General features: G+C 50.3%; 12 protein-coding genes and 1 riboswitch. Of the genes, 2 read left to right on the forward strand and 10 right to left on the reverse strand.

Annotated features, from left to right (window positions below):
* Positions 1–91 precede the first annotated feature (91 nt).
* Both Q1A69_RS09520 and Q1A69_RS09525 read right to left on the reverse strand, forming a co-directional pair.
* On the reverse strand, positions 92–487 hold the full coding sequence (locus Q1A69_RS09520; RefSeq protein ID WP_299584507.1) for a hypothetical protein: 396 nt from the start codon (positions 485–487) through the stop codon (positions 92–94).
* A gap of 109 nt (positions 488–596) precedes the next feature.
* On the reverse strand, positions 597–2,576 hold the full coding sequence (locus tag Q1A69_RS09525; RefSeq protein ID WP_299584510.1) for an acetoacetate--CoA ligase: 1,980 nt from the start codon (positions 2,574–2,576) through the stop codon (positions 597–599).
* 177 nt (positions 2,577–2,753) lie between these two features.
* On the opposite strand from Q1A69_RS09525, the gene Q1A69_RS09530 reads away from it, so the two are divergent.
* A complete protein-coding gene (locus tag Q1A69_RS09530) occupies positions 2,754–3,641 on the forward strand; it encodes a LysR family transcriptional regulator (protein ID WP_299584513.1) in 888 nt (295 codons plus the stop codon).
* Positions 3,642–3,701: 60 nt separating this feature from the next.
* Here the strand turns inward: Q1A69_RS09530 and Q1A69_RS09535 are convergent, their stop codons facing one another.
* From Q1A69_RS09535 to thiC, 7 genes are all read right to left on the reverse strand, one after another.
* On the reverse strand, positions 3,702–4,175 hold the full coding sequence (locus tag Q1A69_RS09535; RefSeq protein WP_299584516.1) for a Dps family protein: 474 nt from the start codon (positions 4,173–4,175) through the stop codon (positions 3,702–3,704).
* Positions 4,176–4,416: 241 nt separating this feature from the next.
* A complete protein-coding gene (locus Q1A69_RS09540; protein WP_299584519.1) occupies positions 4,417–5,193 on the reverse strand; it encodes a HesA/MoeB/ThiF family protein in 777 nt (258 codons plus the stop codon).
* Complete coding sequence (gene thiE / locus Q1A69_RS09545) at positions 5,187–6,749, reverse strand: thiamine phosphate synthase (RefSeq protein WP_299584521.1); 1,563 nt, start codon at positions 6,747–6,749, stop codon at positions 5,187–5,189. Before thiE ends, Q1A69_RS09540 begins: the two co-directional genes overlap by 7 nt.
* Before the next feature lie 7 nt (positions 6,750–6,756).
* Positions 6,757–7,563, reverse strand: coding sequence for a thiazole synthase (locus Q1A69_RS09550; RefSeq protein ID WP_299584523.1), 807 nt, complete (start codon positions 7,561–7,563; stop codon positions 6,757–6,759).
* Between the two features lie 2 nt (positions 7,564–7,565).
* Positions 7,566–7,766, reverse strand: coding sequence for a sulfur carrier protein ThiS (gene thiS / locus Q1A69_RS09555; RefSeq protein ID WP_299584525.1), 201 nt, complete (start codon positions 7,764–7,766; stop codon positions 7,566–7,568).
* On the reverse strand, positions 7,766–8,839 hold the full coding sequence (gene thiO, locus Q1A69_RS09560; protein ID WP_299584528.1) for a glycine oxidase ThiO: 1,074 nt from the start codon (positions 8,837–8,839) through the stop codon (positions 7,766–7,768). Before thiO ends, thiS begins: the two co-directional genes overlap by 1 nt.
* 111 nt (positions 8,840–8,950) lie before the next feature.
* On the reverse strand, positions 8,951–10,861 hold the full coding sequence (gene thiC / locus Q1A69_RS09565) for a phosphomethylpyrimidine synthase ThiC (RefSeq protein ID WP_299584531.1): 1,911 nt from the start codon (positions 10,859–10,861) through the stop codon (positions 8,951–8,953).
* Between the two features lie 84 nt (positions 10,862–10,945).
* Positions 10,946–11,044: riboswitch (TPP riboswitch) on the reverse strand.
* A 274-nt stretch (positions 11,045–11,318) separates the two neighbouring features.
* Here thiC and Q1A69_RS09570 point away from each other — a divergent pair.
* Entirely contained in the window at positions 11,319–12,245 is a 927-nt protein-coding gene (locus tag Q1A69_RS09570; RefSeq protein WP_299584534.1) for an SGNH/GDSL hydrolase family protein, read from the forward strand.
* 69 nt (positions 12,246–12,314) lie between these two features.
* Here Q1A69_RS09570 and Q1A69_RS09575 read toward each other — a convergent pair whose 3' ends face one another.
* Positions 12,315–13,883: a thioredoxin domain-containing protein gene (locus Q1A69_RS09575; RefSeq protein ID WP_299584536.1), complete on the reverse strand. Its 1,569-nt coding sequence runs from the start codon at positions 13,881–13,883 to the stop codon at positions 12,315–12,317.
* Between the last annotated feature and the right edge of the window lie 227 nt (positions 13,884–14,110).

The raw sequence follows: 14,110 nt of genomic DNA on the forward strand, positions 1-14,110 counted from the left end.
GCCCCGGACAGATAGTATCCGGGCGGAGTTTGCCGGTATTAACAGGGCCTTAAGCCCACATTAATCACCGGCCTGGAGACGAGTAAAAGGTTTATGGCTGGGTACTGGTGCTCGTACTGGTCGTACTGGGGCTACCAAGTAGCGGATTGCAATCCTTAATAATCACCCGCCCCTTGAGGATATTTCCCTTCGAATACTCAGTGAAAATACATTGGTTGCTTCTAGGATCATAATTTTCGACCCATAGATTATCCTCTTTCCAAGTGGCCCCGATGTGCCGATAGCCATCGGGCACAGAAATACTCATCACGCCACCGAAGCGCTTCACAAAGACCTGCTCGTAGTGAAAATAATACGCCAACCACCCGGCCGAAAAGAAAACTGCGGCCACAATGGCGCCTATTTTCAAGCTGCCCATGCGGCTGCCGACGAAAAGAGAGAGAATAACCAGGGCGATGATCGCCGCCCAGTAGAGATATGTAACCATGCCTGTTCTTCTGCCGTAAATTTATTGGTATTACTAATGGGCAAGGGTAGCGCAGAACCGACGCAAACAAAATGGCGCCCGCCTACATCCCCTTACCCTCCTAGAAGCCTCAGTCCTCTGCCAGCGCGGGCAGATTTTCGAACAACACCAGTGTCTCGGGGTTGGCCAAGGCTTCCTGGTTCTTAACGGCCTTGCCGTGTACCACATTGCGCACCGCCAGCTCGACTATTTTGCCGCTAATAGTACGTGGAATATCTGCCACTTGAATTACCTTGGCCGGTACATGGCGCGGGGTGGTATTGGTACGAATAGTGGAGCGGATTTTCTGCACCAGATCCTCATCCAATTCCAGCCCCTCACGCAGAACCACGAACAACACCACGCGTACATCGTCTTGCCACTGCTGACCAATACAGACGCTATCGAGCACTTCCTCGACCTTTTCCACCTGCCGATAGATCTCTGCAGTGCCAATCCGCACGCCGCCGGGATTGAGCACCGCATCGGAGCGACCGTAAATAATCACGCCTCCATGGGCGGTGATTTCGGCATAGTCACCGTGCGCCCAAACACTCGGCCAGTTTTCAAAATAGGCCGCGTGATATTTGCTGCCATCGGGATCATTCCAAAAACCGATTGGCATACAGGGGAAGGACTTAGCACATATCAGTTCGCCCTTCTCCTCAGTGACCGACTCACCATCGTCATTCCAGACCTCTACAGCCATTCCCAGGCCACGACATTGCAACTCACCGGCGTAAACGGGCAACGTCGGGTTACCCAAAGCGAAGCAGGAAACAATATCGGTGCCCCCGGAAATGGAAGACAAGCAGAGGTCCTGCTTGATATCCCGGTAGACATAGCGGAAACCTTCATGGGCCAGGGGCGATCCTGTAGACAGCACCGCGCGCAGTTTCTTCAGTTCGTGGCTCTCACGAGGCTTACAGCCGCTCTTTTCCAATGCGGCAATATATTTAGCGCTGGTACCAAACACACTGACACCTTCCTCGTCCGCCATATCCCACAAGCTTTTCGCCTCTGGATAGAAAGGCGAGCCGTCGAACAGCACGAGAGTGGCACCACAGGCCAGACCACTCACCAGCCAGTTCCACATCATCCAGCCGCAGGTCGTGAAATAAAACAGGGCGTCCTCACGGCGCAGATCACAGTGTAAGCGATGCTCTTTCAAGTGCTGGAGCAGAGTGCCGCCCACACCGTGCACGATACATTTGGGCACCCCGGTGGTACCGGAGGAGTACATGATATACAACGGGTGGTTGAACTCAGTTTGTACAAAAGTGAGCTCACGCTCGGGAGCTGCAGCTTCAAAGTCCTGTAGCAAAACGGCTTTATCCAGGGGGGCAGCTCCTAACACTTCAGCCGTTTCTTCCCGGGAGCGAGCAACTGGCACCACCACCAACTTTTCGATGGATTCGATGCGGGCAGTAATTTCACCGAGGCGCGGTAGCGAATCAATCACTTTGCCGTTGTACAAATACCCTTCACAGGCAAACAGGACTTTTGGCTTCACCTGTCCAAACCGGTCAAACACACCATTAATACCGAAATCCGGTGAGCAAGAGGTCCAGATGGCTCCGAGGCTGGTGGTTGCCAGCATTGCCACCACGGTATCCATCACATTGGGCATAAAGCCGGCCACACGGTCCCCTTCGGAGACCCCTTGATTGGCCAAGGCTGAGGCAAGGCGCTCAACCCGGCTATACAGCTGCGCATAGCTGAGCTGGCGGCGACGGCCATTCTCCAGGCGCTCCACTAATGCCGGCTTGTCGTCGCGGAAACGCAACAGATTCTCGGCAAAGTTGAGGCGGGCTTCGGGAAACCACTCGGCTCCAGGCATACTATCGCGGCCCAGTACCCGCTCACCGCGCTTACTGGCCAGCACGTCAGAGAATTCCCACAAGTCGCTCCAAAAGGTCTCTCGCTCTTTCACGGACCACTGATAGAGCGCACTGTAGTCTTCCAGCTGTAACTGGTGCCTGTTATTGACCAGACGACGGAACTCATCCATTTGCGTAGCGGCAATGGACTCGCGGCTCGGTTGCCAAAGGGGTTGTGCGGTGTCCTTCATCTCAGCAGACCTTTTAGATGCTTTATTCTCGGAGGTTGTTTGACTTTCGCGAGGCGAAAGCGGCAATCATGCCTTGCCGGGCGACTTTAAACTATTTTAATCTTTAGAGGTTTCATTAAATAAAGTTTAACTTTCCCTGAAGACAAACGGGGACCCGCTGATGTGTCAGGAGCCCCTTTGAGCGCCACTATAAAACAGCTTCGCGCCTTCGTTGCCGTTGCCCGCAACCGCAGTCTGGCACAGGCCAGCGCCCAACTGCACACCTCCCAGCCCGCGCTATCGGTAGCTATCCGCAACCTAGAAGAAACCACCGGTGGGCCGCTGTTCAGTCGCGATGGCCGCCAACTGATATTGACTCCCGAAGGGAGGGATTTCCTGGTCCGCGCCGAACAACTATTACACAGCTGGGATCAGTCTCTGGACGCAATCCAGCAGCGCTTTCGCCTCGAGCGGGGGCAACTGCTACTGGCCGTTATTCCGGCCTTTACCTCGAATCGCCTGCCCGATCTATTGGCACACTTCCACCGGGAGAACCCCAAAATCAACATTGTGCTGGAAGATATTGTGATGGAAGGCGTTGTACGTTCAGTACAGGAGGGCCGTGCAGAGCTTGGCATCAGCTTTCGTCCGGAAGACCTCGGTGGGCTGGCATTCATTCCCCTAGAGCGGGACCGCTTTATTGCCGTCATTCCTCCAGAGCACCCCCTGTCCGGCAAAAGCGCCCTGCACTGGCGGGATCTGGCTGCATATCCATTTATTTCGATGAACCGGGGGTCGGCCGTACGCCGCTGGACCGAGCAGGCCTTTGCGCAGAGCGGCAAGGTGGCCCGCTATTTGTGCGAAGCTAATCAGCTCAGCACGATTGGGCGGTTGATTCGCGCCAGAATGGGAGTCAGTGCGGTTCCCAGCCTGTGCGAAACTCAGATGCAAGAGTACGGTTTGCACTGCCTGCCTCTTTCGGCTCCCGTCGTTTATCAGGAAGTCGGCATACTACTGAAGAGCCGCGGGACCCTTTCGGCTGCAGCCAGTGCCTTCCTGCAGACCATCGATCGCAACACTGAGTAGCTGCCAGATTCATTCAGCGCGGGCAAACAGCCCGTGCTGAATAACCCTCCTAAAACAACCTTAATTACCGCTGGTAGCGCGCAGCATCCAGGCAGTTTTTTCATGCACCTGCATGCGATCAGATACCAGTGCAAGGGTGGACTCATCTTCCCCACTCTGGGCAGACTTCAAAACTTCTCGGCAGGTCTTGATTACCTGTTCATGCCCCTTGGTCAATATTTTAACCATATCTTCCGCCGCAGGAATTTCCACGACTTCTTCAACTGAGCTCAGTTGCGCAAATGCTTGGTAGGTGCCGGGAGCGGCAACACCCAGGGTTCTGATACGTTCAGCGATTTCATCAACCGCCTCGGCCAGCTCCGTATACTGTTCCTCGAACATCAGATGTAATTCACGAAACAGCGGGCCTGTGACATTCCAGTGAAAATTGTGCGTTTGCAAGTAGAGGGTATAGCTATCTGCCAACAAGTGCTTAAGACCGCCAGCAATTTTTTCCCGGTCACTTTCACTAATACCAATGTCAATTTTCTTCATAACAACACGCCCCTCGTGTATAAGAGTTGGGTTTTTGTAAAAAAGGCTGTGCATTGAAAAATTTACAAATATTGAGTCACAAGAAAACTAAGACACAAAATTCAACATCAACAAATACACAGCTTTCGATTACACACTAACAATATAAGAAAGATGTGTCACGCCCCACCACACAATTCAGAATCATTTCGCAAAAAAACCACAAAAAAACAATTAGTTCACCAACCCATTTAAAAAAAAATTATTTATTGCAGGACTCTGTTAATTCTGACTGAGAACAAACTGGACAAATTTCTGATTTATTTAATTTCAAGGCGCTCATTGACAGAGACTCACCCTCGATTACATATAATTGATTGAGACTGGATACGGGCAATCCGAGTAAAATTTTCATCGCTTCTAATGCCTGAGCACTGCCAACAATACCCAAGGCCGGCCCAATCACCCCCACTGTTGAGCAGTTTTGAATATCTTCCTGCTCACGGGGCGGGAACAAGCAAGCATAGCAGGGACTTTTCCCCTGAGAAAAATCAAAGCTGATCAACTGTCCGGAAAAACCCTGTACCGAAGCCATCACCACCGGCCGTTCGAGCTCACAACAAATTCGGTTGATCTGGTGACGTATGGCTAAGTTATCCGTGCAATCGAGCACCAGATCAACCTGCCCAACATGTTGTCTAAGCCAAGCCTCATCCGCCATTTGGAAATGAGCGTGAATACGTACGTTTGGGTTTGCGGCGGTTAATTGCTGCGCAGCCACCTGTGACTTGGATTTGCCCTGATGATTGGTTTTATACAGCACTTGGCGCTGTAAGTTAGAGAGATCGATTTGATCACCATCCACCAGATGTAACTCACCAATACCGGCAGCCGCCAAATAAAGTGCCGCAGGACTGCCAAGGCCACCAAGACCAACTATCATAATCCGCGCAGACGCCAACTTTTCCTGCCCCTCCTCTCCCACCTGGGGCAACATTACCTGGCGACTATAGCGCTGTAATTCCTTACGACTTAACATGATTCAGCTTCCGCACACTTATCTCCCAGCAGAGCATTAAACTCGACAATCGCTCGCTTATAATCCTTCGCTCTAGTAATCGCACTGACCACAGCAATGCTACCTACATTAGCAGCAATAACTTCTGGAGCACGCTGCAAATTGATACCACCAATGGCCACCAGCGGGTATTGAGGTAAGAGTGCAGCCATCCGCGCGAGCTTCTCTGCTCCCTGCAGCTGCTCCGACATATCCTTGGTATCGGTTGCGTAAATAGCGCCGATTGCCAGATAACTGGGGCGGTAACGGTAGGCCAGCAATAACTCGTAGAAGCCGTGGGTACTAATGCCCAGCTTCAAGCCGGCCGATCGGATGGCCGATAGATCAGCAACCTGTAGATCCTCCTGCCCCAAGTGAACACCATAGGCACCACACTCGATAGCCAGCTGCCAATAATCATTGATAAACAAACGCAGCTTATAAGATCGACCAATAGCAACAGCCTGCTGAACCTGCTCGCGTAAGTCCTCGCCCGGATTTTTAATGCGCAACTGCAGGGTACGCACGCCCTGCTCGGCAAGTCGTTGCAACCACCCCACAGTATCCACTACCGGATACAATCCCAATGCCAGGGAGTCCATTGCGGCAAACCCACTAACCAGTGGCTGTTCAGAACTTTGTGCGCCCAGGCCATAATGCTGCGCTCGCGCGTCTCCCGGGATCAATACCTCGGGAAAATCAATTAATTCCAGAGGCCAACCGCAGTGCCCCACCGGGCCATTGCCGGTGCCTATATGCTGATTAGTCCCAAGACGCAAGCCTCGCTGCACATATGCCTTGCCCACTACACAGGCATCCCGCACGGGGTAGCCCAAAGCACGACTGGCCGCAATAGCAGATGACAAGGAGCAGCCTGTGCCATGGCTATTATTGCCGGGCACTTGCCGGCCGATAAACCAGTCAACCTTTTCACCATCCCAAAACAGGTCGGAAACCTCATTCGGGCCCAGCTGAGAGTGACCGCCAGTAACCAGTACCGCAGCCCCGCCCATGGAGTGCAGTTGTCGTGCAGCACTTATTATGGATGCTGCATCCTTAGCCCTTATTTTTGTAAGCCATATCAACTCATGCAAATTCGGAGTTACCAGATCACACTGCGGCAACAATTGTGTCAGCACTTCAGTGGTAATATCCCCTTCGGTCAGATTCGCACCATTGGTGGCAATAGCTACTGGGTCATAAATAATGGGGACCGACTGGAGCGCTTTCAGCCTGCGTAAGAAATCCGCCACAAGCAAAACCTGTTCGGAATTGGCTAACATTCCAATTTTAATCGCAGCGGGAAACAGGTCTCGCTGCAAAGCCTGTAGCTGAGAATTCAATACTGCTAAAGGAACCGCATTAAGCGCAGTTACTTCCAGCGTATTTTGTGCAGTATTGGCTGTAATTGCACTGCAACCGTGACAGCCGAAATCGGCGAAAGTCAGCAGGTCCGCCTGGATACCAGCACCTCCCCCTGAGTCACTGCCAGCAATCGTCCAGACAGTGGATTTATCCGTTAAAAATTGATCTCGCATAAACATCTTATTCCCGCAGCATACTTTCGGCCTGCTGCCAGAAAGGCATATCCAGGGTGGGGGTACTTGGGCTGGCGGTTTGACGCCTGAGCATTAAACCGGCATTAAAGGCAGCGCGCCCGGATTCTACGGCGAGTTTAAAAGCCTGTGCCATAAGCACAGGCTCCTGGGCTTTAGCGATCGCGGTATTCAATAAAACTGCATCAAATCCCATCTCCAGCGCTTCCGCAGCCTGTGATGGTGCCCCAATTCCAGCATCAATTATCAGCGGCACATCACTAAGGCGCTCGCGCAGTGTTTGCAGACTGTATTTATTGAGCAACCCTTGCCCAGTGCCAATTGGTGCCCCCCAGGGCATCAATACCTCACAACCCACATCCAGAAGCTTGCGACACAAGACCAAATCATCGGTGCAATAAGGCAGGACTTTAAAACCAAGCTGGACTAACTCCCGCGCCGCATCCACCAAACCAAAAGGATCCGGCTGTAAATTATAATCATCACCTATAACTTCCAGCTTGAGCCAATCGGTTTGGAAAATTTCCTGCGACATTTTCGCCAACTCCACCGCTTCGCGCGAGGATCTACAACCGGCGGTGTTGGGCAATAATTGGCAGCCGGATTCTCTAACATAATCCCAAAATACATTATCTTGTTGCTGCGCGGGGTTCTGCCTGCGTAGCGACAAGGTAATAATTTCTGAGCAAGAGGCCTTCACCGATTCACGCATAATGGCGGGAGATGGATACAACGCAGTACCCACTAGTAACCGACTGTTAAATGTTTTCCCATAGAAGTTTAATAAATCACTCACTTTTAACCTCCCACTACCGGTGCAACAATATCAAGGCTATCGCCATTATTAATTTGGGTACTACTGTATTCCGAGCGAGCGACAAAATCGCCATTAACCGCCACGGCAAAGGCTTCCCCACAATATCCCAACTGTTGTAAAAGCACGGTGAGCTCTGTAGGAAATTCAAGACGGTGAAGCTCCCCATTAATGAATATCTGCATCAAAACACCAGTAACCGTTGTTGCGCCACTTGATTCTCTACCTGTTGCACCATTGCTGGAGCCAAAAGATAACCGTGGCGATAGAGACCATTCACCCGAATCAATCCTTCCTCATTGTGTATATAGGGGTTGTTGTTCATTGTCGCAGGACGACAATTGACTCGAGTCTCCACAATGCGGGCCTCGGCAAAAGCTGGGTTAAGGGAATAAAGTGCAGAAGACAATTCCATACTGGAGCGCACAGAAATTGGGGACAGATCTTCGCTCTCAATTTCTGTGGCACCAATCACCGTGCGTCCATCGCTGCGTGGCACAGCGTAGAGTTTATAGCGGGGATGTAGCAGACGCACCGGGCGCTGCAAGACAACTTCTCTGGATTCCACCACCATCACTTCGCCGCGAACACCGCGCAGGCCTTTGATCTGATCTTTGGCCCCGAGACCGCGGCAGTCTATAACACAGTCAAAATGCTCTTCCCCGCCGGGAAAAGAAATACACCACGGTTCGCAATTGACTCTAGTGAGCTCACGCAATTGCACCCCCTGCAGACGCAACACATCGAGCAACAAGGGCAGCAGCCGATGATTATTGATATCTGCCTCACCCCGCAGATAAAGCCCCTGCTCAAAGCTGTGTAACGCGGGCTCTAAATCCCGCAGGGCTTCTGTATCCAGGACTTGCACCTGCTCTCTGGCCGACTCGCCCAGCTTGCCCTGCAGCTCCCGCAGGAATTGCAACAGTTCACTTCTGTCCTTACCGTGAGCTACCAGAACCGAGCCCGCTCGACGAAACCCCACCGCGCGCCCGCCCTGCAACTCCAGCTTCCTAGACCAGTCTGACCAAAGATCGAGGCTTTGTAAGCCTTGGGTATAAACCTGTTTTTCACTGTGGACCAGTTCTGACAGGGGTGAGATCATTCCCGCCGCCGTCCAACAGGCGCCCTGCGGCACCGACAACTTACCGGCTTCAAACAGGGTAATATTCACGTCATACTGGCAGAGTCGCCAGGCGAGCAATCGCCCCAACAACCCCCCACCGGCAATGGCAATTTTGGCCTTGCTTTCGCTTGTCACTGACCACCTATCCTCACAATTCCCAATAGATACCCGGCGATAGCAAGCTCCCTTTCACCACCGCACTCATGCCATAAATTCGAGAGAGGCGGGCCTCCCCCAAAACGTTCATCAGCCCTTGTGGTAAATTTCGCTGCCCATATCCTTAAACTTAATAGCCATTTCTTCCATACCCTGTGCCGCTTCCTGCTTGGCCGCGTAATCGCGTACATCCTGGGTAATTTTCATGGAGCAGAATTTTGGTCCGCACATAGAGCAGAAATGCGCGACTTTGCCGGATTCCTTTGGCAAAGTTTCATCGTGATAGGTTCGCGCTCGCTCCGGGTCCAAACCTATATTGAACTGGTCTTCCCAACGAAATTCAAAACGGGCCTTGGAGAGCGCATCGTCGCGTTTCTGCGCACGTGGATGGCCCTTGGCCAAGTCTGCGGCATGAGCCGCAATCTTATAGGCCATCAATCCCTCTTTAACATCCTCTTTATTGGGTAGGCCTAAATGCTCTTTGGGTGTCACATAGCAGAGCATGGCGCATCCATAAGTACCGATAAGCGCAGCGCCAATGCCAGAGGTGATGTGGTCATAACCCGGTGCAATATCCGTAGTCAAAGGGCCGAGTGTGTAGAAAGGCGCACCGTGGCAGTGCTTTAACTGCTCATCCATATTTTCTTTGATCTTATGAATAGCTACATGACCTGGACCTTCGATCATAGTCTGCACATCGTGTTTCCAGGCAACTTCGGTGAGCTCACCCAGGGTATGTAATTCACCAAACTGGGCTTCATCATTAGCATCGGCAATGGAGCCAGGGCGAAGACCATCGCCGAGACTGAAGCTCACATCATAGGCCTTCATAATTTCGCAGATTTCCTCAAAATGGGTATAGAGGAAGTTTTCCTTGTGATGAGCAAGGCACCACTTGGCCATGATCGAACCGCCCCGAGACACAATGCCAGTCATACGTTTGGCGGTGAGCGGCACATAGCGCAGGAGTACACCCGCATGGATGGTGAAGTAGTCCACGCCCTGCTCTGCCTGTTCAATCAGGGTATCGCGGAAAACCTCCCAGTGAAGGTCCTCGGCAATACCATCGACCTTTTCCAGCGCCTGATAAATCGGCACGGTACCGATTGGCACTGGCGAGTTGCGTAGAATCCACTCGCGGGTTTCATGAATATTGGCGCCAGTGGAAAGGTCCATTACTGTGTCAGCTCCCCACTTGGTAGACCACACTAATTTCTCAACCTCCTCCTCAATAGAAGAGGTCACCGCGGAGTTCCCGATATTTGCATTCACTTTACACAGGAAATTACGTCCGATAATCATCGGCTCCACTTCCGGATGATTGATATTAGCCGGGATAATCGCCCGCCCTTCAGCGACTTCCCTTCGTACAAATTCGGGGGTAATTTGCTCAGGAATAAAAATACCATCACGCGCTTTCTGGTAATCGCTTTCTGTCATCTCCACCGCTAATTTTGCACGCCCCATATTTTCACGGACAGCGACAAATTCCATTTCTGGCGTAATAATGCCAAGGCGGGCATAGTGCATCTGCGATACATTTTTCTCCGGCTGGGCACGACGTGGTCTCGGTAGGTTTTCAAAGCGAATATGGTCTAGTCCCTGGTCGGCCATGCGCTTCTGGCTATAGGCTGCCTGACGGGAATCTAGTTGCTCAGTGTCACCTCGCGCCTTCACCCAACCCTCACGTAACTTGGGTAGACCCTCACGCACATCGACTTTTAAATTTGGCTCGGAATAAGGCCCCGAAGTGTCATAGACCATCAGCGGTTCATTGGGCTCTAACACCGGATTTTCAGCATCACCACCTACCACACTGTCTCCCAGACAAATCTGGCGAACGCCAACCTGGATATCCGTTGTTTCACCCAATAAATAGGCCTTGTTCGAATTTGGGAAGGACTGAACCGTGAGATTCTCAAGAAATGATTTAGCAGAATCGCGGCTAGCGGCGCGGGAGGACTTTCCGGCTTTACCGGACTGTTCAATGATCTCGGACATGCGTAACCTTAAAGCTTGGGAATTTAAAGGTCGCAGCGTCCAGGGCAGACACAAAGAGAAAAGTCGCTAAACTGTAAAAAATAGACGACTTCAGATCTTGTTCCCTACGCGGGGGTTACCCCGATCAGGTTCAACGGATCTCGCAGTAGCGATCTCAGCCCATAGGCACTCCGACAAGTAGTCCGCAGTATAGTGGAAGCCCAGGATTATGAATAGATAGTCGATCAAACTAACCGATATTACACCCACTGCTATTTATCAAACTGTTAAGGTTAATCACTGCGCAATGTCCCTGGCGACAAAAGTCCAACGCACTTCAATTTTTTCAATCATGACTCAATAGTCGCAGCCATTCACTCCCCAGCTCTCCTTCCCTCAACCTAAACTCCACTGGTTCACCGATACAGTATCAAAACAATAATGAACAACGACGAAAGTCGGTGTGGGAGAAAATACAATGTGGAATAGATATGGAGTTATAGCAACACTCGTTTTAAGCGTTTTGTCGATACCGTCAACTTGGGCAGCCCCCTCTAAATCGGTTGCTGCCGGAGACAGCATTACCATGGCATTCGGCGCGGACTGCACCCGCAATAAGTACTTCTGGGATCTTTTTTGCCTCCTAGGAGGGGACCAGCCGGAACACTCATGGTTTGATGGTGATAACAATTCTGTAGAAAGTATTTACGATAAATACAAAATCACCTCACCTAATATGGTTGCGAATAAAAAAGCTGCAGAGTCCGGTGCCGAAATGCGCGGAGGTAAGAAAAATTTCGCCGTTCAGGCCGATCGAATATTGTCCCAATCCAATGTCGCTGACCATGTTGAAATTGTGCTTGGTGGAAATGATATCTGTAACCGAGATTGTGCCGATCCTGACAATTGTGATGATCCGCTTTACACCGACAGTGAGTGGCGCTCAGCTGTTCAGGAGGGCTTGGACAAACTCGTCGATGGTCTGCCCAATGGCTCCACGATTATTCTCGGATCTGTGCCAAGAGTACAGGATCTGCGTGCAGCAGGTTTGGATAAGCAGTCTGGTAACTCTCGAGTAAACTGTGAAAATGTTTGGTCAACCTTTGGCATCTGCCGAATAGCAACCAATGGCGGTACCATGAATGGAGAGGATTTTATCACTCGCTATAACGCAATTAGCGAAGCCCAGCGGCGTTATAATGAGATACTTGTTGAAGAAGCTGAGAGCTATAACGGCATAAATGATGTTGAGGTAATCGCCGAGTACACTGGTGAAGATGAGGTAAATGCTGGCACCTTTCAGTTTGGTAAGGACGATATTGGTGGTGGAGACTGCTTCCATCCTAGCGTCCAAGGTCAAAACATCGTGGCGGATATTCTCTGGCAAGGAAATCCAGATAAATAAATGATCTCTTCTATTCGGTGAACACCGGGCCCGAGATAATTCCTTTCGCGGGCCCATACCTATCTAACATTAGTCTTTCTCATTATCGGAACTCTCGTCAAAATAACCGAGCTCTTCAACCACATACTGTATACGCTGCGGTAATCCCTTGCGCATAAAAGCCACATCAATGACCTGCCCACTGGTAAGTGCATCCCACAAATTGTTTTGACCACTATGTACCCAACTATCATTGACTCTCAACAATACATCATTGTCCTGAAACCCCAGAGCGGTGAAAAATTCATTATCCTGGACACCTTCCAGTCGCATCAGGCGATGTCCTTCCACCTCCAACTCAGCTTCAGTAAATTTAGCTTCTAGGGCGTCTTGTTGCTCCAATTGTTCACTCAACCAAGCCTGTCCCAAGGTAAGCACGCCTGAAGAAGCTATCAGCTTGCGAGTCCCCGGCCCCAATGGCTGCTCAATACGCTGGGCCAACTCCTCACTTTGTTCACGGAACCGCGTTAACAAAATTCCGGCACCCTCTTTCCCCTTAAGAGGCAATCTCTCCAAACCAATCTCACTTTTAATGACAGCAAAGTTAGAATAAAGACGTAGCAGCCATACATTTTCTATTACTTCATTCCCCACATTATAATACTTAGCCGCAGTTTCTTCTGCTGTAATTAAAGCCCGTGAATTTTTCTCGATACTGGATTCGCTAACTCCCAGCAGAATAAGTGGCAGTTGGGTGATTGGTAATTCGCGATCATCAGCAATATCATCTGTTCTCTGGGCTTGTTTTTGTTTCGGATTAACACCTAGGGAACGCAATTCCTTATCTACCCAAAAGGCATATTGTTCATAGGTTCGCAGGCCCTTAAGGTACAAACCATTGATAAAAATTACAGGTACATTTTTTAGGCCAAGAGCAAGCGCCCTATCCCGGTCTTTAAGTACTGCTTTTTTGGGGGTATCACTGGAAAAGCACTTTACAAACTTATCATCATCAATTTGCAACTGTTTGATTAATTGAGCATAAGTAGCATCGTCTAGTTCGGGAGTGAATGTATATAAAGCATCGTGGTATTCCCAAAATTTATTCTGCTCCGCCGCACAACGAGCCGCAACTGCTGCTTTAATACCCTCCCGGTGAAATTTCAGAGGAAAATCAAAGTATGCCACCTTTACCCAGTCTTTATAGTTAGTGGTAAGACGCTGTATAACAGGCTGTATTGACTGACAGTGTGGAGACTGAAAAGAACAAAACACCGCCAATGTAACCGGAGCCTCACTATCACCCCGTATAAAACGGTATCCAATGGGTAAGCTTATTCTCGGTGGTTCTGGCACCTTTAAAAGAACTTCTATCCTTTCCCGCGCTCCTTTGGCAAAACTTTCCTTATCCGGCCAAGCATATATCTTACTCAGGCGCAATTGATACTCTTGCTCAGCAATATCATACAAAGCCAGCTGCAAAGTTTGATCCAACTCCCTAAGACTGATTTCTTTTCCGTCAATACGCGCAGCCATTTCGGAATTTACAACTTTCCCTGATTCAGGTATGACGATTTTTCTCTCTTTTATGCACCCAGTAACAATACAGCCAATACTAATAAGAACGATCAATCGCAACAGTAGTTTAAACAGCCACATAAACTCCCCCCTCCATTTTATGGATCGATCCTAACAATCCTGTATCCTCCAATCTAACGAATAGAGAAATAGCGCCAAAGTCACTCTAAAATCATGATCTGAGTATATTTTTCTGTCAGAAAAAACAACGAGGTTGATTATTTACCGACCTGTCTTTCCGTGGCTCCGTAAAAGGCGGGTAAAAAAGCAGCGCCTCTTGCGCAGATTTCCACAGGGGCGCGTTATTA

It is taken from the genome of uncultured Microbulbifer sp., assembly GCF_947498635.1.
Lineage (GTDB): Bacteria > Pseudomonadota > Gammaproteobacteria > Pseudomonadales > Cellvibrionaceae > Microbulbifer > Microbulbifer echini.

Excerpts from the sequence above, each read along its gene's own strand:
- Q1A69_RS09520 (WP_299584507.1), bottom strand. The coding sequence starts at position 487 with ATGGTTACATATCTCTACTGGGCGGCGATCATCGCCCTGGTTATTCTC.
- Q1A69_RS09525 (WP_299584510.1), bottom strand. The coding sequence starts at position 2,576 with ATGAAGGACACCGCACAACCCCTTTGGCAACCGAGCCGCGAGTCCATT.
- Q1A69_RS09535 (WP_299584516.1), bottom strand. The coding sequence starts at position 4,175 with ATGAAGAAAATTGACATTGGTATTAGTGAAAGTGACCGGGAAAAAATT.
- Q1A69_RS09540 (WP_299584519.1), bottom strand. The coding sequence starts at position 5,193 with ATGTTAAGTCGTAAGGAATTACAGCGCTATAGTCGCCAGGTAATGTTG.
- thiE (WP_299584521.1), bottom strand. The coding sequence starts at position 6,749 with ATGCGAGATCAATTTTTAACGGATAAATCCACTGTCTGGACGATTGCT.
- thiS (WP_299584525.1), bottom strand. The coding sequence starts at position 7,766 with ATGCAGATATTCATTAATGGGGAGCTTCACCGTCTTGAATTTCCTACA.
- thiC (WP_299584531.1), bottom strand. The coding sequence starts at position 10,861 with ATGTCCGAGATCATTGAACAGTCCGGTAAAGCCGGAAAGTCCTCCCGC.
- Q1A69_RS09570 (WP_299584534.1), top strand. The coding sequence starts at position 11,319 with ATGTGGAATAGATATGGAGTTATAGCAACACTCGTTTTAAGCGTTTTG.
- Q1A69_RS09575 (WP_299584536.1), bottom strand. The coding sequence starts at position 13,883 with ATGTGGCTGTTTAAACTACTGTTGCGATTGATCGTTCTTATTAGTATT.